This window comes from Paraburkholderia sp. 31.1 (assembly GCF_014397645.1).
GTDB lineage: Bacteria > Pseudomonadota > Gammaproteobacteria > Burkholderiales > Burkholderiaceae > Paraburkholderia > Paraburkholderia tuberum.
The window spans coordinates 175,249-201,488 of sequence record NZ_VZQN01000005.1 but is presented as its reverse complement, the minus strand read 5'-3'; the positions used below and the strand labels follow the sequence as shown (position 1 = coordinate 201,488).

Annotated in this window: 21 protein-coding genes; 6 read left to right on the top strand and 15 right to left on the bottom strand. The window is 64.6% G+C overall.

Going from position 1 to position 26,240, the window contains the following annotated elements; all coding sequences use genetic code 11:
• The first annotated feature begins 129 nt into the window (after positions 1-129).
• The 4 genes from F6X37_RS05185 to F6X37_RS05170 all read left to right on the top strand — a co-directional run bounded on the left by F6X37_RS05185 (position 130) and on the right by F6X37_RS05170 (position 4,277).
• Positions 130-1,527, top strand: coding sequence for a DHA2 family efflux MFS transporter permease subunit (locus F6X37_RS05185; protein WP_222944762.1), 1,398 nt, complete (start codon positions 130-132; stop codon positions 1,525-1,527).
• A gap of 94 nt (positions 1,528-1,621) precedes the next feature.
• Complete coding sequence (locus tag F6X37_RS05180) at positions 1,622-2,551, top strand: LysR family transcriptional regulator (RefSeq protein WP_187610541.1); 930 nt, start codon at positions 1,622-1,624, stop codon at positions 2,549-2,551.
• A gap of 77 nt (positions 2,552-2,628) precedes the next feature.
• Positions 2,629-2,856, top strand: coding sequence for a hypothetical protein (locus F6X37_RS05175; RefSeq protein WP_018417758.1), 228 nt, complete (start codon positions 2,629-2,631; stop codon positions 2,854-2,856).
• A gap of 227 nt (positions 2,857-3,083) precedes the next feature.
• Positions 3,084-4,277 (top strand): glycosyltransferase family 2 protein, encoded by a 1,194-nt coding sequence (locus F6X37_RS05170; RefSeq protein WP_262419806.1) that lies wholly within the window; start codon positions 3,084-3,086, stop codon positions 4,275-4,277.
• Between the two features lie 103 nt (positions 4,278-4,380).
• On the opposite strand, the gene F6X37_RS05165 is transcribed toward F6X37_RS05170, so the two are convergent.
• The 13 genes from F6X37_RS05165 to F6X37_RS05105 all read right to left on the bottom strand — a co-directional run bounded on the left by F6X37_RS05165 (position 4,381) and on the right by F6X37_RS05105 (position 22,995).
• Positions 4,381-5,688, bottom strand: a complete 1,308-nt coding sequence (locus F6X37_RS05165; protein ID WP_187610540.1) for an MFS family transporter — start codon at positions 5,686-5,688, stop codon at positions 4,381-4,383.
• A 256-nt stretch (positions 5,689-5,944) separates the two neighbouring features.
• Positions 5,945-7,468, bottom strand: a complete 1,524-nt coding sequence (locus F6X37_RS05160) for a SpoVR family protein (protein WP_184049337.1) — start codon at positions 7,466-7,468, stop codon at positions 5,945-5,947.
• 233 nt (positions 7,469-7,701) lie between these two features.
• Positions 7,702-8,970: a YeaH/YhbH family protein gene (locus F6X37_RS05155; protein ID WP_187610539.1), complete on the bottom strand. Its 1,269-nt coding sequence runs from the start codon at positions 8,968-8,970 to the stop codon at positions 7,702-7,704.
• 162 nt (positions 8,971-9,132) lie between these two features.
• Complete coding sequence (locus F6X37_RS05150) at positions 9,133-11,055, bottom strand: PrkA family serine protein kinase (protein WP_184056670.1); 1,923 nt, start codon at positions 11,053-11,055, stop codon at positions 9,133-9,135.
• Positions 11,056-11,640: 585 nt separating this feature from the next.
• Positions 11,641-12,402, bottom strand: coding sequence for a 2-keto-4-pentenoate hydratase (locus F6X37_RS05145; RefSeq protein ID WP_187610538.1), 762 nt, complete (start codon positions 12,400-12,402; stop codon positions 11,641-11,643).
• A gap of 368 nt (positions 12,403-12,770) precedes the next feature.
• Positions 12,771-14,561 carry a methyl-accepting chemotaxis protein gene (locus F6X37_RS05140; protein ID WP_187610537.1) on the bottom strand — a complete coding sequence of 597 codons (1,791 nt, stop codon included), beginning with the start codon at positions 14,559-14,561 and terminating at the stop codon, positions 12,771-12,773.
• A 355-nt stretch (positions 14,562-14,916) separates the two neighbouring features.
• Positions 14,917-15,846, bottom strand: coding sequence for a ribokinase (gene rbsK, locus F6X37_RS05135; protein WP_187610536.1), 930 nt, complete (start codon positions 15,844-15,846; stop codon positions 14,917-14,919).
• An 86-nt stretch (positions 15,847-15,932) separates the two neighbouring features.
• Positions 15,933-16,976 carry a LacI family DNA-binding transcriptional regulator gene (locus F6X37_RS05130; RefSeq protein WP_187610535.1) on the bottom strand — a complete coding sequence of 348 codons (1,044 nt, stop codon included), beginning with the start codon at positions 16,974-16,976 and terminating at the stop codon, positions 15,933-15,935.
• 145 nt (positions 16,977-17,121) lie between these two features.
• Positions 17,122-18,225 (bottom strand): ABC transporter permease, encoded by a 1,104-nt coding sequence (locus tag F6X37_RS05125; protein ID WP_187610534.1) that lies wholly within the window; start codon positions 18,223-18,225, stop codon positions 17,122-17,124.
• On the bottom strand, positions 18,225-19,817 hold the full coding sequence (locus F6X37_RS05120) for a sugar ABC transporter ATP-binding protein (RefSeq protein ID WP_187610533.1): 1,593 nt from the start codon (positions 19,815-19,817) through the stop codon (positions 18,225-18,227). The genes F6X37_RS05125 and F6X37_RS05120 overlap by 1 nt, the downstream gene beginning before the upstream one ends.
• Before the next feature lie 291 nt (positions 19,818-20,108).
• On the bottom strand, positions 20,109-21,083 hold the full coding sequence (locus F6X37_RS05115; protein ID WP_184022717.1) for a sugar ABC transporter substrate-binding protein: 975 nt from the start codon (positions 21,081-21,083) through the stop codon (positions 20,109-20,111).
• A gap of 314 nt (positions 21,084-21,397) precedes the next feature.
• The gene (gene corA / locus F6X37_RS05110; RefSeq protein WP_187610532.1) at positions 21,398-22,375 is read right to left on the bottom strand and encodes a magnesium/cobalt transporter CorA; all 978 of its coding nucleotides are present in this window, start codon (positions 22,373-22,375) and stop codon (positions 21,398-21,400) included.
• A gap of 179 nt (positions 22,376-22,554) precedes the next feature.
• On the bottom strand, positions 22,555-22,995 hold the full coding sequence (locus F6X37_RS05105) for a hypothetical protein (protein WP_262419805.1): 441 nt from the start codon (positions 22,993-22,995) through the stop codon (positions 22,555-22,557).
• A gap of 339 nt (positions 22,996-23,334) precedes the next feature.
• On the opposite strand from F6X37_RS05105, the gene cydX reads away from it, so the two are divergent.
• Positions 23,335-23,481: a cytochrome bd-I oxidase subunit CydX gene (gene cydX / locus F6X37_RS05100; RefSeq protein ID WP_184056699.1), complete on the top strand. Its 147-nt coding sequence runs from the start codon at positions 23,335-23,337 to the stop codon at positions 23,479-23,481.
• A complete protein-coding gene (locus F6X37_RS05095) occupies positions 23,478-24,059 on the top strand; it encodes an AAA family ATPase (RefSeq protein ID WP_187610530.1) in 582 nt (193 codons plus the stop codon). The genes cydX and F6X37_RS05095 overlap by 4 nt, the downstream gene beginning before the upstream one ends.
• A gap of 117 nt (positions 24,060-24,176) precedes the next feature.
• Here the strand turns inward: F6X37_RS05095 and F6X37_RS05090 are convergent, their stop codons facing one another.
• Entirely contained in the window at positions 24,177-25,274 is a 1,098-nt protein-coding gene (locus F6X37_RS05090; RefSeq protein ID WP_187610529.1) for a saccharopine dehydrogenase family protein, read from the bottom strand.
• Positions 25,275-25,531: 257 nt separating this feature from the next.
• Complete coding sequence (locus F6X37_RS05085; protein ID WP_090805298.1) at positions 25,532-25,990, bottom strand: Lrp/AsnC family transcriptional regulator; 459 nt, start codon at positions 25,988-25,990, stop codon at positions 25,532-25,534.
• Between the last annotated feature and the right edge of the window lie 250 nt (positions 25,991-26,240).

Here is a 26,240-nt window from a genome sequence, read left to right as displayed (position 1 = left end):
CGGCATTGTCGATAACAGTCAGCGGGCTTAGTGGGGTTCCCGATTGACGAGGATGTCAATAAGATGACGGAATTCCGCCTGGCCCCGCTCTGGCGGCGCTTTGCCGCCGCCGCGCCCACTGTCGAAAACATGACCAAGGATTCCTCTCAAACTGCCCTACTATGGATCGTCGCCGCCGGCTTCTTCATGCAGTCGCTCGACACGACGATCGTCAACACCGCGCTGCCGTCGATCGCGAACAGCCTGCGCGTCGCGCCGCTCGCGATGCAACCGGTCGTCGTCGCCTACACGCTGACGATGGCGATGCTGACGCCCGCCTCCGGCTGGCTTGCCGACCGCTTCGGCACCCGCCGCGTCTATTTCGCCGCCATTCTCGTATTCGTGCTCGGCTCGATCTGCTGCTCGAGCGCGCACACGCTCGGCCAGCTCGTGATGGCGCGCGTGCTGCAAGGCCTCGGCGGCTCGATGCTGCTGCCGATCGGACGCCTCGCGGTGCTGCGCAGCGTGTCGGGCGAGCAATACGTGTCGGCGCTCGCGTTCATATCGATCGCGGGGCAGCTCGGCCCGATCGCCGGGCCAACGCTCGGCGGCTGGTTCGTGCAGGCGATCACGTGGCACTGGATCTTTCTGATCAACGTGCCGATCGGCGCGCTCGGTCTGTACGCGGTGCATCGCTTTCTGCCGTCGCATGACGAGGCGCAGGCGCCGCCGTTCGATGTGATCGGCTGCGCCCTGCTGTCGTCGTGCATGATCGCGTTTTCGCTCGCGATCGACGCGCCGGTCCCCTCGCATCGCGCGGCGTGGTCGGCGGGGCTGTTCGCGTTGGCCGTCGCCAGCGCGCTCGCCTACATTCCGTACGCCAGAAACCGCCGCGATCCGCTGTTCAAGCTGTCGCTGTTCGGCGAGCCGAACTTCAGCGTCGGCCTGATCGGCAACCTCGTATGCCGGGTCGGTTCGAGCGCGGTGCCGTTCCTCGTGCCGCTGCTGCTGCAATTGCAGCTCGGCTACTCGCCGCTGCACTCGGGTCTGATGATGCTGCCCGCGGCACTCGCCGGCACGCTCGCGAAACGCTGGATTGCGCCGCTCGTGCGCCGCTACGGCTACGACACGTTCCTGCTCGTCAACACGGTCATCGTCGGCTCGGCAATCGTCGCGTTCTCGCTGATTTCGCTCGGCACACCGCTCGTGATCGAAATCGCGATCCTCGCGGTGTTCGGCGCGGCCAACTCGATGCAGTTCGCGGCGATGAACAGTGTCACGCTGAAGGACCTGTCGCACGAAGACGCCGGCATGGGCAATAGCCTGTTCTCGATGGTGCAGATGCTTGCGATCGGGCTTGGCGTGTCGATCGGCGGCGGGCTCGTCAATCTGTTCGCGGCGCAATGGTCGGCGGCGCTCGGCTTCCGGCTCGCATTCGTGTGCGTCGGCGCGATCACGCTCGTGTCCGCGTGGATCTTTCGCCACCTCGACGACCCGTCTGGCACGCGCGTGATTCGCGGCCAGGCTGCGCCGAGCGCGGCGCGTTGAGACCCGACGCGTTTCATCGCGTGCCGGCGCATGCATTCGAAAGGTCTTAGCGTTAGCATGTCGGGCATCCATGGCTACCAGGCAGGGAGCCCCGATGCCATTTGATGAGCGCGTGCTGAACGGCATGGGCGTCCTGACTGCGATCGTCGATTGCGGCAGTTTCGCGGCCGCCGGTGAAGCGCTCGACATGTCGCAATCGGGCGTAAGCCGCTCGGTCGCCCGGCTCGAAGCACGCCTCGGCATTCGTCTGTTCGACCGCACCACGCGCTCGGTCACGCTGACCGACGAAGGCCGGCGTTTCTACGAGCAGATCGTGCCGCTGCTCGGCGGACTCGAGGAAGCGGCCGCCTCCGCCGCGCACGGCGCGACCGCGGTGCGCGGGCGTCTGCGCGTCAACATGGACCCGTTCTTTTCGCGGCTGGTGCTCGGGCCGCGCCTCGGCGGCTTCATCGACAAACATCCGGACCTGCAGCTCGAACTCGTCACGCGCGACCAGTTGGGCGACATGGTCGGGGACGGCTTCGATGTCGCGATCCGCTTCGGCGACCCGCCGGTGTCGACGCTCGTCGCCCGCAAGCTGCTCGATACGCGCATCCTGACCGTCGCGGCGCCGTCGTATCTGAAGAAGCATGGCAAGCCGGCGAATCCGGGCGAGCTCGAAGACGGCCGGCATATCTGCATCAAGTTTCGCGATCCGCTCACCGGTTATCCGTTCAGCTGGGAATTCCATCGCGGCCGCAAGCAGCTCGCGCTGACGCCGCAGGGGCGGCTGACCGTCAACGACGTCGGCACGCTGCATAGCGTATGCATCGCGGGCCAGGGCATCGCGCAGATTCTCGCGCTCGGTGCGGAGTCGCTGCTTGCGAGCGGCAAGCTGATCGAGCTCTTTCCGGATTGGGGCGACGAGGTGTACCCGCTGTATGCGCTGTATCCGTCGCGGCACCATCCGCCGGCCAAGGTGCGCGTGTTTCTCGACTTCATCATGTCGCTGACGGGCGGCAGGCCGCGCCACGCGGTTGCCTGAGCGCGGAACGTCTGTTTGCTCCCGCCCGGGTCCGCCTCTTGCTGCCGGAGGCTTGTCTTCCCTCCAGGAGAGCAGCGATGAGCAAAACGACGGAAAAATCCCAAGGCGAAGCAAAAAGCGCGGCCGACAACGAATCGAAAAGCGAGGCCAGCGCCCAGACCGAGGATTTCGCGCATCCGCACCGCGCCGTGCATAGCGACAACGCGAAGAGCAAGATGCCCGAGCGCCACGACGAAGGTCACAAGCAGTCTCCGGCGGACCGTCCGGGCAAAAAGCCCGGCGAGGGCGAACCGTCAGTCGGTTGAAAAAATAGAACCCTATATCGGAGCGGCCTTGGCTGCGTCGTGCATCCGGGCCGCATCACTTTTCCCTTCCAGCACCTTTCTGTAAGCAAACATTTCTTCCTCATTTTTACCGAATATTTTTTTGACGCCTTGGACTATTTTGCTGCTTGCAGCAAGGTGTGCGCCCTGCGAACCGGCTGCCGCTTTCCGCCGGTTTTGGCCGCTTCCGATCGATAAAAGGCGTCATCATGTCCAACGCGTCAAGTTCTCCCCTCGCCCGTGCGGCGCTCGCCCATGTGTCCGTCTGCGTGCCCACCTGCAATCGTCCCGACCTGCTGATCGAATGCGTCGACTCGTGCCTCGCGCAAAGCTATCCGCATGTCGAAATCGTGATTGGCGACGATTCGACGGACGCGCGCTCGCGGCAACTGGTCTTGCAGCGTTACCGCGACGAGCCGCGCGTGCGCTACGAGAAGCACGAGCCGCCGCTTGGCCAGGCGCGCAATGTGTCGAGCCTGTTCGAGCGGGCGCGCGGCGACAAGATCCTGCTGATCCACGACGACGATCTGCTGACGAGCGACGCCGTCGACAAACTCGTGTCGTTATGGCAGCGCTATCCGCGGCTCGATGCGGCATTCGGTGCGCAATACGAAGCGGATCACGACGGCGCGATCGATCTCGCCGCGAGCGCGCGCCTGAACGAGGCGTTCCGGCGCACCGAGGCCCGCGAGGGTCTCCAGCCGCTCGCGGGCCGCACCGGCCTGATCCAGATGTTTCCGAACAATGGCTGGATGGCCGACGCGCGGCTCGTCAAGCGGGTCGGCTACGACGCGCGGTATGGCGTCTGCTGCGACTACGTGTTCGGCACCGAGCTATGCCTGGCCGCGCGCGAGGTGTTTTATCTGCACGACTACGTGTCGGTGTATCGGAAGACCGCGACGTCGGTCTCGCACAGCTCGCGCGGCACGAGCATGGCCGCAACGTTGAGCGCCTATGCGTTCGTGAAGTCGCTGCGTCTGGCGGCGCCGCTCGAACCGTCGCGGCGGCAGGCGCTGCGGCGGCTCGTACCGATCGTGGTGTCGATTCACGCGAGAAACGGCGAGGCGCGCGCGGGCTGGCGCATCGCGCGCGCGCATCTGTTCGCCTACAACTACGGCTTTAGCGCGCGGCTTTACTACCATCTGCTGATGCTGGCGCGCGCGGCCTGGCGTGGCCGTCTGCCGATGCCGCGCGCCGCGGCCGATGCTGTCGCCGGCGTAGCGGCGACGCCGTCGATGGCGACCGTCGCGGCGGTTGGCGCGGTCACGGTGAATGAGGCCGCGAGGGTCGATGAGTTCGTCGACGATGGAACAGGCCGAGAGCTTGCGCGACCTGCTGCATGCGTGGGGGACACGGATCGTCGTCAATTAAGCGAAGCGCGCTGCTCCTCGCTTGCGGATTGACGCGCAAACGTCGATGCCATGAAAAACGGCGGCCCGGTTGCCCTGGACCGCCGCCTGAACGCTGCCATCGCGGCACGACGTTTCGCCGTGTCCGACTAGCGGTTCACGGCTCGTGCCGCAGATACCCTTCCGACGAGGGATCGCGCATGCGCAGCGACACGATACCCGCGAGTGCACACAGCGCCGTCACGTACCAGAAGAACATCGTCTCGACACCGGCGGACTTCAGCCACAGCGCGACATATTCCGCCGAGCCGCCGAAGATCGCATTGGCGAGCGCATACGACAGCCCTACGCCAAGCGCACGCACTTGCGGTGGAAACATTTCCGCCTTGATCAGGCCGCTGATCGACGTATAGAAGCTGACGATCGCGAGCGCCACCACGACCAACGCGAAGGCCGCATACGGGCTCGTCACGTCTTTCAGCGCATGCAGCAGCGGCACCGTGCCAAGCGTCGCGAACAGGCCGAAACACAGCATCGAGCGGCGCCGCCCGATGCGGTCCGACAATGCGCCGAACGCCGGCTGCATCAGCATGTAGACGAACAACGCGGCGGTCATCACCGAGCTCGCGGTCTTCGCGTGCATGCCGGCCGTGTTGACCAGGTACTTTTGCATGTAGGTGGTGAACGTATAGAAGATCAGCGAGCCGCCGGCCGTGAAGCCGAGCACCGTCATGAACGCGCTCTTGTGCTCCCACAGCCCGCGCAGCGTGCCCGCTTCCTTGCGCTGGCGCATCGCCGCGGTGGTGGTTTCATCAAGGGATTTACGCAGATAGAGCGCGATCAACGCGGCGAAGGCGCCAATCACGAACGGCACACGCCAGCCCCACGCCTTCAGCTCTTCGGTCGTCAGCGTCTGTTGCAGGGTCACGAGCACGAGCAGCGCGCACAGTTGGCCGCCGATCAGCGTCACATACTGGAACGACGCGAAAAAGCCACGCCGGCCCCTCAACGCGACTTCGCTCATATAGGTCGCGCTGGTGCCGTATTCGCCGCCCACCGACAGCCCCTGCAACAGCCGCGCGAGCAGCAGCAACGCCGGCGCGAGCGCGCCGATCTGCGCGTAGGTGGGGAGCATCGCGATCACCAGCGAGCCGCCGCACATCATGAATACCGACACCATCATCGCGGTGCGGCGACCACGTTTGTCGGCGAGCCGCCCGAAGAACCAGCCGCCAATCGGCCGCATCAGGAAGCCCGCAGCGAACACGCCGGCCGTGTTCAGCAACTGCGTGGTCGTGTTGCCGCTCGGGAAGAACGACGGCGCGAAGTAAAGCGCCGTGAACGAATACACATAGAAGTCGAACCACTCGACGAGATTGCCCGATGAAGCGCCGACGATTGCAAAAATGCGGCGCCGTGTGTCGTGCGCCGAGGCCACGACGTATTGTTCGGTTTGGTCGTTCATGCTGGTGTCTTTCCTTATTTAAACGAGGAGGACGGTCGTGGCGCCGCCTTGATGTCGCGCGCCCAGCCTGAGCGGCCGTCGCGGGTGCGCGAATTTTACATAAATGAAAGCACGGGAAGGTTCTTTGTCAGCGTGGCCTGATGAAAGCCCTGGGTCGGCCGGATTTGCGCACCAGAAGAACGAAGCCCCTGCCAGTTGGGGACTGGCAGGGGCTTGACGGGCGACACGGACCGCTCAGGCGGGAGTCAGGCGGCGCTCATATTCTCACGGACGGCGGCATATAGCGGCAGTCGTAGCGTTTTCTGACGGTACCGTTTTCGTCGACGCTCTCGAGGTACACGTCGAACTGCCACAAGCGCGCCATGTGCTTGAGCACCTCTTCGCTATCCGACGACAGGTGCCGGTTATCGCTCATGAAATGCCGCAACGTCAGGCTGCGATCGCCGCGTGTATTGACGGCCCACACCTGAATGTTCGGCTCACGGTGATGCATGTCGTACTGCCGCGACAACGCCTGGCGCACGTACTGGTAGCCGCTATCGTCGTGAATCGCCGACACTTCGAGCGCGTCGCGCATGTCGTCGTCGAGCACCGAGAACAGGCGCATTTCGCGGATCAGATGCGGCGACAGATACTGCGCGATGAAGCTCTCGTCCTTGAAGTTGCGCATCGCGTAGTGCATCGCGGGCAGCCACGGACTGCCGGCCAGATTCGGAAACCACTTGCGGTCTTCGTCGGTCGGCGCTTCGCAGATGCGCCGGATATCGCTCATCATCGAAAAGCCCAGCGCATACGGATTGATGCCGCTGTAATACGGCTTCGTGACCGGCGGCTGATAGACGACGTTGCTGTGTGAATGGAGAAACTCCATCATGAAGCCGTCTTCGAGCTTGCCCTGGTTGTACATCGTATTGAGCAGCGTGTAGTGCCAGAACGTCGCCCAGCCTTCGTTCATCACCTGGGTCTGCCGCTGCGGATAGAAGTACTGACCGATCTTGCGCACGATCCGGATCACCTCGCGCTCCCACGCTTCGAGCAGCGGCGCGTTTTTCTCCGCGAAATACAGCAGGTTTTCCTGCGGCTCGGGCGGATAGCGCCCCTCGACCTCTTCGGGCAGCGGCGTATGGCGCGTGGGCAACGTGCGCCACAACTCGTTGACCTGCGACTGCAGATACGCCTCACGTTCGCGACGCGCGGCGAACTCCTTCTGGAGCGACAGCTTCTGCGGCCGCTTGTAGCGGTCCACGCCGTAATTCATCAGCGCGTGGCACGAGTCGAGCAATTCCTCGACGCGATCGAGCCCATAGCGCTCCTCGCATTCCGCGATGTAATTCTTTGCGTAGACGAGGTAGTCGATGATCGCGTGCGCGTCCGTCCATAAGCCGAACAGATAGTTGCCCTTGAAGAACGAGTTGTGACCATAGGCCGCATGCGCGATGACGAGCGCCTGCATCGTCATCGTGTTCTCTTCCATCAGATAGGCGATGCAGGGGTTCGAATTGATGACGATTTCGTACGCGAGCCCCATCTGGCCGCGGCGATAGCTTTTTTCGGTAGCAAGGAAATGTTTGCCGAACGACCAGTGACGGTAGTTCACCGGCATGCCGACGGACGCATAGGCATCCATCATCTGTTCGGCGCTGATGAGTTCGAGCTGGATCGGATATACGTCGAGTTCGTATTGCTCCGCAACGCGGGCAATATGCGAGTCGTACTCTTCGATCAATTCGAAGGTCCAGTCGGACGGGCACGGCAGAGGCCGTCTATCGGCTACGTTCATACGGACTTCCCTTTGCCCTCGTTGGGCGTTCCGGTGTGTCCCGTGCTGCAGCATCGCGGACTGCTCCGGCGTGAGCGGCTCCCGTGCTGGCCGCTCACGCCTCGGCATGCCCCGACTGTCGCTGCGGCACGCCTTTGTTGCGCTGCGGCGCGATCATACGGCGGGTCACCCCTTGTCGTACGAATCGCCGCGCGCTTCGTCGTTCAGGCGCTTCGTGCGCCACCAGTATCCCATCAGGAAGTCGCCGCCTGCTTCTCGAACAGCTCGCGAAACACCGGATAAATATCGGCCGCGGTTTCGACCTTCTTCATCGCCATGTGCGGTTGCGACAGCGCCAGTTGCGCGTATTCGAGCCACAGATTCTGCTCTTCGGGCGTCACCTGAATATACGCAAAATACCGCACCTTCTCCAGGATGTCATCCGAGAGTATTTTGCGGCACTTCGGCGAGTCGTCGGTCCAGTTGTCGCCGTCGGACGCCTGGGCGCCGTAAATGTTCCATTCAGTCGGCGAGTAGCGCTCGTCCATCACCTTGCGCATCAGTTCGAGCGCGCTCGACACCACGGTGCCGCCGCTTTCGGTCGAGTGGAAAAACGTGTCTTCGTCGACTTCCTCGGCGCGCGTGTGGTGGCGGATGAACACGACTTCGATGCGCTCGTAGTTACGCTTCAGGAACAGGTACAGCAGGATGAAGAAGCGCTTCGCGAGATCCTTGCGCTGCTCGTCCATCGAACCGGACACGTCCATCAGGCAGAACATCACCGCCTGGCTCGACGGCGTAGGCTGCTTCACGCGATTCACGTAGCGCAGATCGAACGGATCGATGAACGGGATCCGCCAGATGCGTCCTTTCAGATGGTGGATGTCGTCTTCGAGCAGCTTGATCTCGTCGCGGCGATCGGCGGGATCGGCCTTCAGCTCTTCCAGCTGCCGCTCCATTTCGTGCAGCTGGTTGACGAGCGGCGCGCCGAGCGCGATGCGCCGGCCGAGCGCGCTGCGCAACGAGCGCACCACGTCGATATTGTTTGGCGTGCCCTCCGCGGCCCAGCCCGCGCGGACGCTTTTCCACGTCGGCACGGCCATCAGATGGGTCTTGACGAGACGCGGCAGTTCGAGGTCGTCGAAGAAATACTGCATGAACTCTTCGCGGCTCAGCTCGAACACGAAGTCGTCCTGACCCTCGCCCTCGTTGCTGGCCTGACTGCCTCCGCCGCCGCCACCGCCTTGCGGGCGCTGGATCTTGTCGCCGCGGATGTAGTCCGAGTTGCCGGGATGCACCATCTCGCGCCGGCCGCCCGGTCCATGACGGAACGACGGCTCCGCGATGTCCTTGCGCGGAATGGTGATGCTCTGGGTGTTCTGGATGTCCTTGATGCTGCGATCGCGCACCGCCTCCGAAACGGCACGACGAATATAGCTTTTGACGCGGCGCAAAAAGCGCTCACGGTTCGCAATACTCTTGTTCTTGCCTGCCAACCTGCGGTCGATGATTTGATGAAGCACGCCCGGTCTCCCGTCCATGCAACCGCGATTCCCTGCGGCCGCACTAATATTTCGGGTGCGCGAGACGCCCGCCGCGCAGTGCAATGCTATGCGGCTTGCGCCTCGCCGGTTGCCCGTACGGTCGAACCGTACGGGCGGCACACCATGAGTATCATGCGCGCATCATGACGACTTGCGCACGCGCAGATACCAATCGCACAGCAAGCGCACCTGCTTCGGCGTATAGCCCTTCGCCACCATGCGATTGACGAAGTCTTCATGCTTGCGCTGCTCTTCGGCCGAGCCTTTCGCGTTGAACGAGATCACCGGCAACAGCTCTTCCGTGTTCGAGAACATCTTCTTTTCGATCACGACGCGCAGCTTCTCGTAGCTGATCCACGCGGGGTTCTTGCCCGCATTCGCAGCCCGCGCACGCAGCACGAAATTCACGATCTCGTTGCGGAAGTCCTTCGGATTGCTGATGCCCGCGGGCTTCTCGATCTTCTCCAGCTCGGCGTTCAACGCGGCACGGTCGAAGCTTTCGCCGGTGTCGTGGTCGCGGAACTCCTGATCCTGGATCCAGAAGTCCGCGTACGTGACATAGCGGTCGAAGATGTTCTGACCGTACTCGGAGTACGACTCCAGGTACGCGGTCTGAATCTCCTTGCCGATGAACTCCGCATAGCGCGACGCGAGCACGTCCTTGATGAAGGACAGATACTTCTGCTCGGTTTCCGGCGGGAACTGCTCGCGTTCGATCTGCTGTTCGAGCACGTACATCAGATGCACCGGATTGGCCGCGACCTCGGTCGAGTCGAAGTTGAACACGCGCGACAGAATCTTGAACGCGAAGCGAGTCGACACGCCGGTCATGCCTTCGTCGACGCCCCCGAAGTCGCGATACTCCTGATACGACTTCGCCTTCGGGTCCGTGTCCTTCAGATTCTCGCCGTCGTAGACCTGCATCTTTGAGAACAGGCTCGAGTTCTCCGGCTCGTGCAAACGCGTGAGCACGGACAACTGCCCCATCATCTTCAGCGTGCCCGGCGCGCAGACCGCGCTGGCGAGCGACGAGTTGCGCAGCAGCTTCTCGTAGATCTTGACCTCTTCGCTATAGCGCAGGCAGTACGGCACCTTGACGACGAAGATCCGGTCGAGCAGTGCCTCGTTGTTACGGTTGTTGCGGAATGCCTTCCATTCCGATTCGTTCGAGTGAGCGAGGATGATGCCGTCGAACGGAATCGCGCCGAAGCCTTCCGTGCCCTTGAAGTTGCCTTCCTGGGTCGCCGTGAGCAGCGGGTGCAACACCTTGATCGGCGCCTTGAACATTTCGACGAACTCGAGCAGGCCCTGATTGGCGAGGCACAGGCCGCCCGAGTAGCTGTACGCGTCGGCATCGTCCTGCGCGTACTGTTCGAGCTTGCGGATGTCGACCTTGCCGACCAGCGACGAAATGTCCTGATTGTTCTCGTCGCCCGGTTCGGTCTTCGAGATAGCGATCTGGCGAAGGATCGACGGATAGCGGCGCACCACGCGGAACTTGCGGATGTCGCCGTTGTACTCGTGCAGGCGCTTGACCGCCCACGGACTCAGAATGCCTCGCAGGTAGCGACGAGGAATGCCATATTGCTCTTCGAGGATCGGACCGTCTTCCTCGTAGTCGAACAGACCGAGCGGCGATTCGTTGACGGGCGAGCCCTTGATCGCATAGAACGGCACGCGTTCCATCAATTGCTTCAGACGTTCCGCGATCGACGACTTGCCGCCGCCGACCGGTCCTAACAGATACAGGATCTGCTTCTTTTCTTCGAGCCCCTGGGCCGAATGCCGGAAGTAGGCGACCACCTGCTCGATCACCTCTTCCATTCCGTAGAATTCACGGAATGCGGGGTATACCTTGATGACCTTGTTCGCGAAGATACGCGATAAACGCGGATCGTTGCGAGTGTCGATCTGTTCCGGTTCTCCGATTGCCGTCAACATGCGTTCGCCCGCAGTGGCGTACGCGGCGGGATTGTCTTTGCAGAGCGCGAGATACTCCTCGAGCGAGAGTTCGTCCTCCCGTGTTTTCTCGAAGCGGGTCGCGAAACTGCTGTAGATATCCATGCTACCTCCTCGCCGAAGTCTGGGGCGATGTCGTGCGCGGCGCGCTATTCGGAAACGACATCGCTCGAATTCATCCTAAACCCTTTTAAATTTTTTTTCACGGACTACGTTGCGAAAATCGCGCCGTAACCGCCACCGCTACAATCCTCACTTGGAAACAGAGATTCGACCACCTACAATTTTTTTTACTCATGCAGCAACCAGTCACATCATCTGCTGCACCGCTGTATCGCTACTTTCTTCAGCACCGCATCGCTAGTCAGTGCTCCTGCACGACTTCGCCGGACCGCTGCATCGCGTCAAGTCACCGCGTTGCTATTGCACATCCCGTACCCGCACCGTCGACCCTCCGCCAAAATGCGGCTGTCTGCGCACGCACACTTCGTCACCAAAAGCATGCACGTGACGAACTCGCGGCGCTCTCATAGGTGTGGAAGCGGCAAAGTTGCAACAAATGCATTCGAACAGGTTGACGATTCAAAGACTGCCACCGTTTCAAATTCGCCAAAATAAAAACGGCTGCACGCGGGCAGCCGTTTGGAATCAAGCGTTGTAATTTGCGGTTACAAGCGCCGCAGCATCCGATCAGGTCAGTTCAATTTCCACTTCACCCAATCCGTCGATATGACCACGCACGATGCCGGGTTCGTCGATCTTGTGCGCGCCGACGTATGAACCGGTGGTCAAGGTCCAGTTGCGCTCGATCGTGATGCCCATCGCCGCGCAATGGTTGACGAACCACACGAGCAGCTCGCGCGGATCGCCTGCCGGATTGCCGGTCACTTCCGGTATCAGCGAGCGGCCGTTGAAACTCAGCTCCAGTTCCGGCGATACGAAGTCGAAGCCGCGCGCGAGGCTCGCATAGACGGCCGGATGGCCGGTGATCAGCGCGCCGTTGTTCTGCGCGTCGGCCAACTGCGCGAGCGGCGCGACGTTCGGCCATTCGGCGAAGCGGCTGTCGACGATCTCGATGGCCGGCAGCACGGCGCCGACCTTCGATAGTACCTCGTCGCGCGCATACGCCTGAGCGCGCGGCTCGATCGTCACGTCGAAGCGGAACGCGATCTCGAGCTCCACCAGCACGCGAAAGAAGCCGTCATGCGCGAGCCTCGCTGGCGACGGCATCACCAGCGAGGCCGGAATCGGTGCGCCCGACGCGGCGCCGCCCGGCGACTTCGCGCCGATCTTCCAAGCGCCGGTCGACTCGCCGAGGCCCTCGATCACCGCCTGCTGGATCGCGTAGGCGGTCGCCGCGTCGGGCGGCAGGCTGTCGGGTGCGGGCGCGTCGATCGGCCGGCGCTGCCGGCGCGCCTCGACGAGGCGTTGCGCAAGATCGTATCGCGTCATGTCGGTTCTTTGTGGCTGGCGCATGGCAGGGTTCGCAGGACGTAGCAATATGTGGGAACCACCTGTTGGAGGTGCGGGCAGCCGCGCGCCGCGCAAACGGATCGGGGCCGTGCCCGTCAATGTACCGGATCGCGACACGCGCCGGTGAAAGGCGGCGCCGCGCAAACGTTAATTCTTGCCGGAGCTGAAAAAAAACCGCGCATGGGGTGTCCAGGCGCGGCTTTTCGCGAAGCGATCGTCGCGGGTGCGACGCGGATGCCGGACAGCTAGCGAACGGGAACGCGAACGGCTGTTGCGCCGAACGTCGCGTCTCGACTCACCTGACGCACGACAGCGCCGCCGCCCATGTACACCTGATCCGAGCCAGCTCAGAAGGTCTCCCAATCCTGGTCGCTGCCGGCCGTCGCCGCGGACCTGGCCGGCGCGCGCGTGGGCGTGGGCGCGGCCGCTACCTGCGGCGCGACAGCGCCCCCGGCCGGGTTCGATGCCTTCGCCGGCAACGCCGCCTGCGCGGTAGCCGGCGCGAGCTTGCGTGCGCGTGTAGCGACCGGGCGCGTGGACACCGGGCGCTTCGGCGCCGCAAGCGCCGACGCCGCTTCGTGACCGCCACGGCCGCTGTCGTCGACCTGGAACACCGCGACCGCGCTGCGCAGCCGCGCCGCCTGCTCCTCGAGCGACGACGCGGCGGCGGCCGCTTCCTCGACAAGCGCCGCATTCTGCTGCGTGACCTCGTCCATCTGCGTGACCGCGCGCGCGACCTGGTCGATGCCGCCGCTCTGCTCCTCCGACGCCGCCGCGATCTCGCCCATGATGTCGGACACGCGCTGCACCGCGCTGATGATTTCGCTCATCGTGCGGCCGGCCTCGTCGACGAGCGCCGAGCCCGACTGCACGCGCTCGACCGACGTATCGATCAGCTCCTTGATCTCCTTGGCCGCCGCCGACGAACGCTGCGCGAGGCTGCGCACTTCGCCCGCGACGACCGCGAAGCCGCGCCCCTCCTCGCCGGCGCGCGCCGCCTCGACGGCTGCGTTCAACGCGAGGATGTTGGTCTGGAAGGCAATGCCCTCGATGATCGAGATGATGTCGGCGATCTTCGCCGAGCTCTGGTTGATGTCGCCCATCGTGCCGACCACCTGGCCGACCACCGCGCTACCCTTGTTGGCGATCTCGGACGCGTTGGCCGCGAGCGCGCTCGCCTGGCGCGCGTTGTCGGCATTCTGCCGCACCGTACCGGTCAGCTGCTCCATGCTCGAGGCGGTTTCCTGCAGCGCCGACGCCTGCTCCTCGGTCCGCGACGACAGGTCGATGTTGCCCGCCGCGATCTGGCGCGTCGCGGTCGCGATCGACTCGCTACCGCCGCGCACGCTGCGCACCGTTTCGGTGAGGCTGCGCTGCATTCTGGCGATTCCTTCGAGCAGTTGCCCCATTTCGTCGCGCGATGTCGCGATCACCGGACGACGCAGATCGCCGGCCGCAATCGCATCGAAGTGGCCGAGCGCTTCGTCGAGCGGACGCGCGATCGCGCGGCTCAGCGTCAGATACGACAGCGCCGCCGCCAGCACGCCGACCACCAGCGCGCCGATGCTGACCACGCGGAACGTCTGGAAACTGCTCTGCGCGGAGTCGTAGCCCTGCCTGGCCGAATCGAACTGGTATTTGCGCAGCGCGTCGTCGGCGCCGACGAGGTCGTTGAAGACGACCTGCAGATTCTTCGCGTGCTCGACCAGCTTGCCCTGATCGTTCGCCGTGATCGCCGCCGCGAACGTTTCGAGTTGCTGATGCAGCGCGTTGCGCTTCGCGGCGACGTCCTGCGCAAGCCGGTCTTCGTCCGCGTCGCGTGGCAAATCGAGATATTTTTTCCACCACGTGTCGGACGTGCCCCCGAGCATGCGCCCGCGCTCGATGGTGGTGGCCGCTTCCGGTGTGCCGACCAGGAACGCGGCGCGGTCGAGCGCGAGTCGTTCGCGCGCCGCGTAGATTTCCGCGTTGCCGATGTTCACCGCGCCCGGCATCGCGTTGGTGAACGTGTCCTCATAGGCGTCGTTCGAACGGCTCATGCCGAACAGACCGAAAACGCCGATCGCAACCAGCAACGCGGCGAGGAACGCCATCGTGAGGCCAATTCGCGCCTTGATCGTGATGCCTTTATTCAACATGCTTGGTCCTGTGTGCTGTACTCAATGAGAGGCTGCTGCCTACGCAGCGTGGGAGCGGCGTGTGTTGGGTCCGGCGCTTTTTTGAAAGAGCGCTCTAATTTCGTTTACGGCAGCGCACTCATAGACTTGAAGCATTTAAAAGTATGAACAAAGACGTTGTAAGACGTTGAAAGCAAGTTGACTGGAAATGAGTGTGTTCGCGGCGCGCAGGGAAACGCGGCGATATTCGTCAAAGCACGATTTTTGACGTTGTGTTGGCGGGAATGGGTGGAGATGCGAGCCGTTCGGAGTCGCCCGAAGCGGTGGCAGGACAGTTCGATCAGGCAGCGTGCGCGGTGCCAATGCCGCCGCGGCGTCAGTCCGATGCGTCGACCTCGGAGCGCGTCGGAATCGATGGCTGTGCGCCCGCGCGCGTCACCGATAGCGCGGCGGCGCGCTGCGCGAAGCGGATCGCCGCATCGACGCTCGCGCCCTGCGCGAGCTGCGCCGCGAAGCCGCCGATGAAGGTGTCGCCGGCCGCGGTCGTGTCGACCGCCTCGACGCGCGGCGCGTCGTACAGCGTCGCGGCCGCGCCTTCGAGCGACGCATGCACGCCGCGCGCACCGAGCGTGACCAGCACGTTGCGCGCGCCGGCCGCGCGCAATGCGGCGGCGGCCCGTGCGGCGTCCTCGGGCGAGTCGACGGGGAGACCGCTCAGCGCGGCGGCTTCGAGTTCGTTCGGAATCAGGTAGTCGATCAGCGGCAGCCAGTCGGCCGGCAACGGGCCGGTGGCGGGCGCCGGATTCAGGATCACGGTCTTACCGAGCCGCCGCGCCGCCGCCAGCGCCGCGCGCACTGATTCGGGCGGGGTTTCGAGCTGACAGATCACGACGGCGGCGGCGGCGAGCGTCGCTTCGTGTCGCGCGATGGTGGCCGGCGTGAGCTCGCCGTTGCTGCCCGCGACGATCACGATCGTGTTCTGGCTCGCATCGTCGACGACGATCAGCGCAACACCGCTCGGCTCCCTGCCGGTTTCGAGCGCGGCGCAGTCGATGCGCTCCGCTTCGAGGCCCGCGCGCAGCTGCGCGCCATTCGCATCGGCACCGACGCAGCCGAGCATCGACACCTGCGCGCCGAGCCGCGCGGCCGCGACCGCCTGGTTGCCGCCCTTGCCGCCCGCGACCTGCGCGAAGCCGCGGCCGGCCAGCGTCTCGCCCGGTTGGGGCAGGCGTGGCGAACGCACCACGAGGTCCATGTTCAGACTACCGACCACCGTGACGCGTGCGCGCGTTGGGTTTCTTGCCATTCGAGTGTCCTCCGTTGCGCGACGGGTCGCGTCGCGATTGCGCGCGCGTCCTTCGAGCACCCCTCATGCGTCCTTGATCCGGCGCATCAGGCCGCCAGATCCCGCCGTTCCTCGCCCGCCCATGTCGCGGTGGACTCCCGCACGATCAGCCGCGGCGACACCACGCGGCGGCGCGCAGGCGCTCGCGTGGTGCTGTTCGACGACGCCTCGGCGATCCGGTCGATCAGCGTCTGCGCGGCCGTGTCGCCAAGCGCGCGCACCGACTGTCCGACCGTCGACAGCGACGGGAACGTGAAGCGGCCCAGCTCGATATCGTCGAAACCGATGATCGAGCAATCGCGCGGCACGCTGATATTGCGCTCCGCCGCCGCGCGCAACGCGCCGATGCCCATCATGTCGTTGCCCGCGAAAACCGCCGACGGCCTGACCGTATCGAACAGCTGCGCGGCCGCGCGATGTCCGCCCGTCCCCGAAAAATCGCTTTCGACGATCGCATCGGCCGGAATCTCGATGCCACGCTCGGCCATCGCGCGAATGAAGCCGTGCACCCGCATCGCGCTGACCGCGGTCTGCACCGGCCCCGTGATGCAACCGATCCGCACATGCCCGAGCTCGAGCAGATGACGGGTGGCCAGATACGCGCCCTTCTCGTGATCGATCTGCACGAGGTCCGCGCTGACTCCCTCGATGTTGCGGTCCACCACCACGAGCGGCTCGCGCGCGTCGGCGAGCGCCTGCGCGAGCACGGCGTCGTCGCCGGCCGACGCGACGATCAATCCGTCGATGCGTTTTTCCTGCAGCACGCGCAGATAGTTGCGCTGCTTCGCGGGGTCATCGTCGGAGTTGCAGAAGAACACGCAGTAGCCATTGCGCGCGCAGCCGTCCTCGATGCCGCGCGCGAGCTCCGCGAAATACGGGTTCGTGCTGTTCGGCACCACCAGTCCGATCGTCGCTGTCGAGCGCGCCTTCAGCGAGCGCGCGACCGCCGACGGCACATAGTGCAGTTGACGGATCGCGTGCTCGACTTTCGCGCGCACATCGGCCGACACCGGCCGCGAGTTGTTCACGACGTGCGATACCGTCGTGAACGACACGCCCGCCACCGCCGCTACATCCTTGATCGTCGTCATAACCTGTTGCTCTCCTGTCGAACGGAGTTAGCGCTTTAGCGCTTACTCCGATCCCATGCAGTTTCATCGCGGTCGAACGGAGTTAGCGCTTTAGCGCTTACTCCGATCCCATGCACTCAATCATCGTTGCGCCGCGGCTCCCATCTCAGGCGCGTTTGCGACGGCTGCGGTACGTATCGAGCACCACCGCCACCACGATCACCGCGCCCGTGATCATGCGCTTGGTCGGCTCGTTCGCGCCGATCTGCGCGAGGCCCGCCGCCAGCACCGAAATGATCAGCACGCCAAAGAACGTGCTGATAACCGAACCACGCCCGCCCATCAGGCTCGTGCCGCCGATCACGACCGCCGCGATCACCTGCAGCTCCAGGCCGACACCCGCATTCGGATCGGCCGCCTCGAGCCGCGAGATCTGGAACAGCGCCGCGAGTCCGGACAGCGCGCCCATCAGCGCGAACACGATCACCTTGTACGGCCGCGGATTGACGCCCGCGAGCCGCACCGCTTCCTCGTTGGTGCCGATCCCGACCAGATAGCGCCCGAACACCGTGCGCGTCAGCACCAGTTGCGCGATCACCATCACCGCGACCGCGATCAGAAAGGCCGGCGAGATGCCAAGCGCGATCGGGTTCGACAGAAAATCGAACGCATCGCCGATATACGCGGTGCGCGAATTGGTCATCTGATACGCCATGCCGCGCGCCGCCTCGAGCACGCCGAGCGACACGATGAACGACGGAATTCGCCAGCCCACCGTCACCGCGCCGGTCACGGTGCCGGTCAGCGCCGCGACCGCGACCCCGAGCAGCGCGCCGGCAGCTGGCCCCCAGCCCCACTTCAGCGTCACCACGCTGACCACCGACGCCCCGAGCGCGAGCACCGAGCCCACCGACAGATCGATCCCCGCGATGATCAGCACGAAGGTCATGCCGACCGACATCACGACGAGATCCGGAATCTGGTTCGCGATCGTGCTGAACGTGTCGTAGGTCAGAAAGTGCGAACTCAGCAGCGAGAACAGCACGATCATCGCGAGCAGCGCGCCGGCGAGGCCCAGGTAGTTCGAAAAGCCGAGCCGCGTGCCGGCCGGCTTGCCGCTCGCGAGCGGGGCCGACCGATCGGCGGGCGGCGTCACGGCGGGCGCGTCCGGCGCACCGCCTTGCTTGCCGTCCTGCTTGCCGTCCTGCTGGCCGTCCAACTTGCCGTCCTGTTTGACACCCGCCGCCTCGCGCCACGATTGATCGGTCATCACAGACTCCCTGCTTCGTTGACGCCGTGCGTGTGCAGCAGCGCGTCACGGCCGCGGTAGCCGGCGAACGCAGCCGCGAGCAGCGCATCCTGGCTCCAGCTCGCGCGCTCGAACACGCCTGTCATGCTGCCCGCCGACATCACGCCGATCCGGTCGCAGATCAGCATCAGTTCGCGCAGATCGCTCGACACCACGACGAGCGCGCGGCCGTCGCGAGCGAGCGCGCCCATCAGGCCGTAAATATCGAACTTCGCGCCGACGTCGATGCCGCGCGTCGGTTCGTCGAACAACAGCACGCGGCAGTCGCGCGCGAGCCAGCGGCCGATCACGACCTTCTGCTGGTTGCCGCCCGACAGCTCGCCGACAACCTGCGCGGGCCCCGAGCTGCGAATCCGCATCGCGGCGATCTGCTTGTGCGCCAGCGCGTTCTCGCGCTTCGCGTCGACGAGGCCGTGCCGCGCGACGCTGCCGAGATTGCCGAGCGACAGGTTGGCCGCGATCGGTTGCGGCAGCAGCAGGCCTTCGCCCTTGCGGTCTTCGGTGATCAGCGCGATACCCGCGCGTACCGCGTCCGCCGGCGAGTCGATTCGCACCGGCGTAGGCGGCGCGCCCGGCGTCGCGGCGAGCGACACGCTGCCGCCGTCCTTGCGGTCGGCGCCGTAGATGAGCCGCATCAGCTCGGTGCGGCCCGCGCCGATCAGTCCGCTCACACCGAAAATCTCGCCCGCGCGCACCTCGAACGACACGTCGCGCACGAGCTTGCCGCGCGCGAGCCGCTCCACTTTCAGGAGCGGCGCGCCGATGTTGCGCTCGCCGAGATCGATATGCTCGCCGAGCTCGCGGCCGACCATCCACGTGACGATCTGCTCGCTCGTCAGGTTCGCCATCGCGTCGACATGCACGAGGCGGCCGTCGCGCAGCACCGCGACCCGTTCGGCGACCCGCGCCAGCTCTTCGAGCCGGTGCGAGATATAGACGAGCGCGACGCCGCGAGCCTTGAGCCGCCCGATCTGCTCGAACAGCAGATCGACCTCGCGCGCGGTCAGCATCGCGGTCGGCTCGTCGAGGATCAGCACGCGGCAGTCGTCGATCAGGTTGCGGGCGATCTCGACCATCTGCTGATGACCGATGCCCAGTTCGCCGACCAGCGTGTCGGGATCGATCGCGTCGAGCCCGACCTGCGCCATCGCCTCGCGCGCGTTCTCGCGCAGCTTGCCGCGATCGATCCAGCCGAAGCTGAACGCGCCCGCACGCGGCAGCCGGTTCAGGAACAGGTTCTCGGCGACCGACAGCGTAGGCAGCAGATTCAACTCCTGCATGACCATGCGCACGCCGAGCGCCTCGGCCTCGGTGCGGCTCGCGGGCGCGTACGGCGCGTCGGCAAGCCGCATCGTGCCCGCGCTCGCTTCGACCAGCCCGCCGATGATCTTCGACAGCGTGCTCTTGCCCGCGCCGTTCTCGCCGGTCAACGCCAATACCTCGCCCGCTCGCAGCGACAGCGATACGTCGGCGAGCACGGGTTCGGCATAGGTCTTGCCGATGCCGCTGACGCTCAGTACGACAGGCAAGGCGTCGTGGTCGGTCGAATCCATCGCGCTCCTGGTTACATGGCGCTTCTGGCGCCTTCGTGGCGCCCCACTACGCGGAATGCACAGCTGCTCATGGCCGCGCTCCCTCTCACCACGCGAGCCGCCGTCATGACGCTTATCTCTGGGATTAACGGCGGTGCGGCGGGATTCTTGAGCGTTCGTTGAATAAAAGCGGATCGCTGGGTGGTGGCTTGCCTCTAAAACACGCTATCCATAATTCGTGGTGATTTTTGCGGCTTCGCGTGCGCTTTTCCGGCTGCGCCCGGCTCGTGCTTCACGCCGGGCACGGCGCGCTTACTTCAGGGTGTCCTTCGTCACCAGAACGACCGGCGTTTCGACGACGCCCGACAGCTGCGACTGCTTCTTGTTTTCGCTCAATGCCTTCAACGCGGTATCGATCCCGAACACGGCCTGCTTCGCCGCGAACTGGTCGGCGGTGGCGAGCACGCGGCCGTCCTTCAGCATCGGATGGATCGCGTTGATGTTGTCGTAGCCGACCACCAGCACCTTGCCCTGCTTGCCGGCCGCGCGCACGGCCGACACCGCGCCGATCGCCATGTTGTCGTTGCCGGCGAGCAGCGCCTTCAGGTTCGGATACTCGTTGAGCATCGCCGATGCGACCGCGTTGCCCTTGTCGATTTCCCACTCGCCCGACTGCACCGACACCACTTTCGCGCCGACTGCCTGCATCGCGTCCTTGAAACCCGCGGTCCGCTGCTGCGCGTTGGTGGTGGTCGACACGCCTTCGAGGATGCCGACCTCGTCGCCGGCCTTCAGGCGCTTCGCGAGGTAGTCACCGACGAGCCGCGCGCCCTTGCGATTGTCGGGGCCGACGAACGGCACGTTCAGGTCTTTCGACTTCAGCACGTCCGGATCGAGCCGGTTGTCGATGTTGACGACGATGATGCCCGCGTCGACCGCCTTCTTGACGACCGGCACGAGCGCCTTCGAATCGGCCGGCGCGAGCACGATCGCGTCGACCTTCGACACGATCATCTGCTCGACGATGCGGATCTGGTTGGCGGTGTCGGTTTCGTCCTTGATGCCGTTGGTGATCAGGTCGAACTTGCCGGGGTTCTGCTTCTGATAGTCTTTCGCCCCGGTCTCCATGGTCAGGAAGAACTCGTTGGCGAGCGACTTCATCACGAGCGCGACCTTCGGCTTATGAGCCGGGGCGTTCTGCGCGTGGGCGGCGGAAAAAGGCAGGACGGCGGAGGCGGTGGCGAGAACTGCGGCGGCAAGAATGCGACGACGGGTTCGATGGCTCATGCGTATCTCCAAGGTTGTCAGGCTCGCGGGCGAGCCGTATTTTTTGTGATGCGCAAACGTTTGCGAGGGCCATTCTCAGCGCAAGCTCTTCGGAATGTCAACGATTCGCGCTGTTGCAACGCACCGGCGCGCAACATCTGCGGCGCCGCAATGCGCTCGATCGATCCGGGCAGCGTGTGGCAAGGTTCCCTCGCTCAGTTCGTGCAGTCGATGACGCCTGTGCGTCGCGTGCGGCGCGACCCACAGGCCGCTTATGCTGGCCTGGTATCGCGCGCGCCGCAAGTGAAACCCGAGGAAATTGAAAGGTGCGCCGGCTACAGCCAGCCGGCCTTGCGAAAACGCCGGTACAGCACGAAGTCGATCGCCAGCATCACCGCCAGCACGATCGGATAGCCGAACTTGAAATGCAGCTCGGGAATGCGCTCGAAGTTCATCCCGTAGATGCCGGCGATCATGGTCGGCACCGCGAACAGCGCGGCGAACGAGCCGAGCCGCTTGGTGACTTCGCTCTCGGCGAGCGAGATCATGCCGAGGTTCACCTGCACCGCCGTGACGACGATTTCGCGACGCCCCTCGATGGTTCTGACGATCCGGTCGAGGTGGTCGTAGACGTCGCGGAAGTACGCCTGCATGCCGGCGCAGACGCTCGGAATGCGCCCGCCCGTCAGTTTGCCGACCGCTTCCTGCAGCGGCACGATATGGTGCTGGAGGATCACGAGCCGGCGCTTCATCGTGTACAGGTCCTGCACGATCGCGCGCGAGGCGGCCGAATCGTTCTTCTCGAAGATGCGGTCCTCGAGCGTTTCGAGCTCGGTGCTCATCGCCTCCACGACCGGGAAATAACGGTCGACCACATCGTCGATCAGCGCGTACAACACGAACGCCGAGCCCTCCTTCAACAGATGCGGCTCGTGCTCGCAGCGCGCGCGCACGCTCTTGAAGCCGGTGCGCGTGCCGCGCCGCACCGACAGCACATAGTTGGCGCCGACGAACACGTCGACTTCGCCGATCACGAATTCGCCCTGCTCGTCCATCTCGACCGTGTGCATCACGGTGAACAGCGAATCGCCGTACTCCTCGATTTTCGGGCGCTGATGACCTTGTTGCGCGTCTTCGATCGCGAGCTCGTGCAGATTGAATTCGTCTTTCATGGCCGCGAGTTCCTCGGGCTCCGGGTCTTTCAGTGCGACCCAGACGAAGCACTCGGGCCGCGCGACGTAGTCGCTGATGCTGTCGATATCGATGTCGGCGAGTTTCCGGCCGTCCTGATAGGCGGCGCAATTGATCAGCATGTTCGGATTACCTTGCATACAAAAGCAGACCTCGCCACCCTCTTACGTAAGCATTGCGTAAGACGGTCGACGGGTCTGCATGAACGGACAAGCACGCTTCCAGCCGGCTTGAATCAGCCGCCATGTTAAGACGCGCCGCGTGAGCCGCGCGTTTCCAATTGTTAATGCTCGACGAAAGGCTACTGCGCGACCCGCTGCAGGCCGATGCGGTGATCGTCGTTGAACGTGACCGAGGCGCGGTTCGTGTAGCGCGGGTCGGCCGTCACGACGAAGTTCAGCTCGATGACCGGATCGAACTGCGTCGATACGCCGATCCGATGCGCGCCGGGCCGCAGATAGAACACCACGTGCTCGCCGTTCATCAGGTCGGTCACGCGCTCGCCGTCGATATAGACGAGCGCATTGCGGAACCGCACGATCACGTCGCGCGAACGCTCGCGCCGCACGTCCACCGCGACGAGGCCGGGGCCCGGCGCCGTATAGCCCTGTCTCACGATGCGCTCGGCAGGCACCGGTTTGAACGGTACCGGCTCGGCCGGCGTCGACGCGCAGCCGGCCAGCGTGAGCACGCTGAGCGCGACGCCTGCGGCCAACGCGGCGCGGCGTGCGGACCCGGCCATCCGTGCGGCCCGGCAGCGGCAAGACAGGCGCATCGGCATGCTGGTTCTCCCCTGTGCTCTCGATTGCGGCCCGAGTTTCCGACTACGCGGTGTGGGTCGCCGCTCCGTGTCCGCCGGTTCGGCGGACACGGTACGCTCGTACGCATGATCGTTGCGCATCATAGCAACGCGCGGACATTCCGCCAGCCACGGTGCACGGAGCTCGGGCGCCGCGCCTCTTGCATGGCGCGGCGTTCTTCTTCATGATCGGTGCAGGCGGCCGCGCTCGCGGCTGGCCATCATCGGTTGCCGGCATGCCTGTCGATCCGCGTCGCCGGACGCACGATCAAGGAGACTGCGATGTGGTATTTCACCTGGATTCTCGGCGTGGGTGTGGCGCTCGGCTTCGGCATCATCAACGTGATGTGGCTCGAGGCCAACGGCACGTTCGCGCGCGACCCGCGCCCCGATGACGCCGCCGCGCCGCGTGAGGACAAGCCTGCGTGACTTCTCTGGTTTTCTTTTGCGGTCATGCGGGCACGGGCAAGACGACGCTGGCGAAAAAACTGCTCGGCCCGCTGATGAAAGTGAGCGGCACCCCCTTCTGCCTGCTCGACAAGGACACGCTGTACGGCGGCTATAGCGCGGCCGCGATGGCGATGCTGACCGGCAATCCGAACGATCGCGACAGCCCTCTTTTCCTGCAGCATCTGCGCGACCCCGAGTATCGCGGCCTCATTGATACGGCGCGCGACAATCTCGAACTCGGCATCAGCGCGTTGGTCGTCGGCCCGCTGTCTCGCGAGGTGCGCGAGCGGCGGCTGTTCGATCATGCGTGGCTCGGCGTCGCGCCGGACGTGAGGTTGCGTGTCGTGTGGGTGCGGACCTCGGAGGACGTGGCGCGGCAGCGGATCGTCGCGCGCGCGAATCCCAACGATGCGTACAAGCTAGCGCACTGGGACGACTACCGGCGGCGGCGCTTCGAGCCGAGCGGCGCGAGCCGCGAGGGTCTGCTGATGTTCGACAATACCGCGCCCAGTTCGGCGGACCATGAAGCGCTCGTCGCGCAAATCGTGGCTGGATGACGGCCCTCCCTTGTGTCTGGCGAGTGCCGCGCCGGCCCGATGATGGCTGAAAAACGGAAAATCCCCGTACGTCGGCGACGTACGGGGATTTTTCATTCGACGCGAGCCATGCCGGCCTCAAACGGTCGCCATCGCCTCCAGCGACTGCCCTTCGTACAACTTGCCGAAGCGGTTCGCCAGAAAATCACCGAGCGACACCTGCTCCTGGCGCACGAAGCCCTTTTGCGGCAGCTTGCGCTCGCGGAACAGATCGAGCACCGCGCACATCGCGCCAGCGGTCGTGATCTGAATCGCGCTCATCGGCACGCCGCAGACGGTCTTCGCGAAGATCTTGCGCGTGAACACCTCCTGCACGAGCTGACCGTCGCGCATGCCGCTCACGGTGATGAACACCAGCACGACATCTTGCGCGGTCGACGGCACCGAGCGGCGCATGATGGTCTTCAGCGTATCGCGGTCGCTCGACAAACGCAGGTCTTCGAGCAGGAACTGCATCAGGTTGCGATGACCCGGATAGCGCACCGACTTGTAGTCGAGCGATTCGACGCGGCCCGCCAGCGTTTCGCACAGCGTGCCCAGCCCGCCCGACGTGTTGAACGCTTCGTACTCGGTGCCGTCGAGCGAGAAATGCTCGAGGCCTTCGAGCGGCTGCACCCATTGCGTGCGGCCATCGCGGATGGCCTCGCACGGCTGGCAGTACTCGTTGATCAGGCCGTCGACGCTCCACGTCAGGTTGTACTTCAGCGCATTGGTCGGAAACTCGGGCAGCGCGCCGACGCGCATCTTCACGTCGCGGATTTCCGTGAAGCGATTCGCGAGCTCGTGCGCGGCAATGCCGATGAAACCCGGCGCGAGACCGCACTGCGGCATGAATGCGTGATCGGCATCTGCGGCGATCGCGCGGATCGCGTGCGTCGCGCGTACGTCCTCGGTCAGGTCGAAATAATGGACATCCGCGCCCTTCGCGGCCGATGCGACGTTGACCGCGAGGTAGTACGGCAGCGCGTTGATCAGCACATCGAAGCCCTGGATCGCGGCGCGCAGCACGGCGGCGTCGGCCGAATCGATGCGGCGGGTGGGAATGCCCTGGGCGGCGAGCTTGTCGAGCGCGTGCTGATCGCGGTCGAACGCGACGACTTCGTAGTCGCCCGTCTCGCGCAGCATATGGGCAATGGTGTGACCGATCAGACCTGCGCCGACGATAGCTACTTTCATCTGCTTCTCCTTGTTATCCATGTGCTGTCTCTGAGCTTGGGAAGTGCGCCGCGTGTTGCGCGCGGCGCCTGCGGGCCGAACCCTTGAATGACAGTGTAGGAAGAAGCAAAAACAGTTCATACGCGCAAAATGCTGCGGTATGACCATCCGGTTCGACGTTCTGACGAACCGGTCAAACGATTTGTCGAAGCAGCGTAAAAAAGGCATCAACGATGGACTCTCGCAGCACTCGCGAAGAAGTTACGCCGCGCGCCGACTCACACCGTGCCGCGGTCGATCTTGCGCGCGAGAATGATTGACGTCGTGGTCCGCTCGACGCCCTCTAGCCCGCCGATCTGATCGAGCAGATCGTTGAGCCGCTCGGGCGAATCGGCGCGCAGCCATGCCACGTAGTCGAACTCGCCGCTGACCGCGCACAGCATCTGCACTTCGGGCATTTTGCCGAGGCGTTTCTGCACGGCCGGTCCGTGCTTCGGCGCGATGATGATGCCGACATACGCAACGATGCTCGAATCGAGCACATCCTGGCCAAGCCTCACGCTGTAGCCGGCGATCACGTTGCTGCGCTCGAGCCGCGCAATGCGCGCGATCACGGTCGTGCGCGCGACGCCGAGCTGCCGCGCAAGATTCGCGACGCTCTCGCGCGCGTTGGCTTGCAGCAGTGCAACGAGGTTGCGGTCGAGGTCGTCGAGCTGGTCGAGGCGCGGAGGTCTCATCGAAGGGGAAGGAAGTTGGTGTGGAATGTCGCGGATTATCGCGCGTCTGCACGCAGCGGCGCCATGTCACGCGGTACGGTCACAGATGCACGGCACACTGTGAGGCGGCCTCGGCGCAGTATGTCGGCGCGATTGCCGCTCAGGCGCGAGCCGTTTCGCGTTCGTTTCGGTTGTAAGCGTTTGTCGCACACGCACCGTATTGTAGGGTTAACGTGTTACTAATAGCGGCGCCGGGCGAATGCGGCAGCCG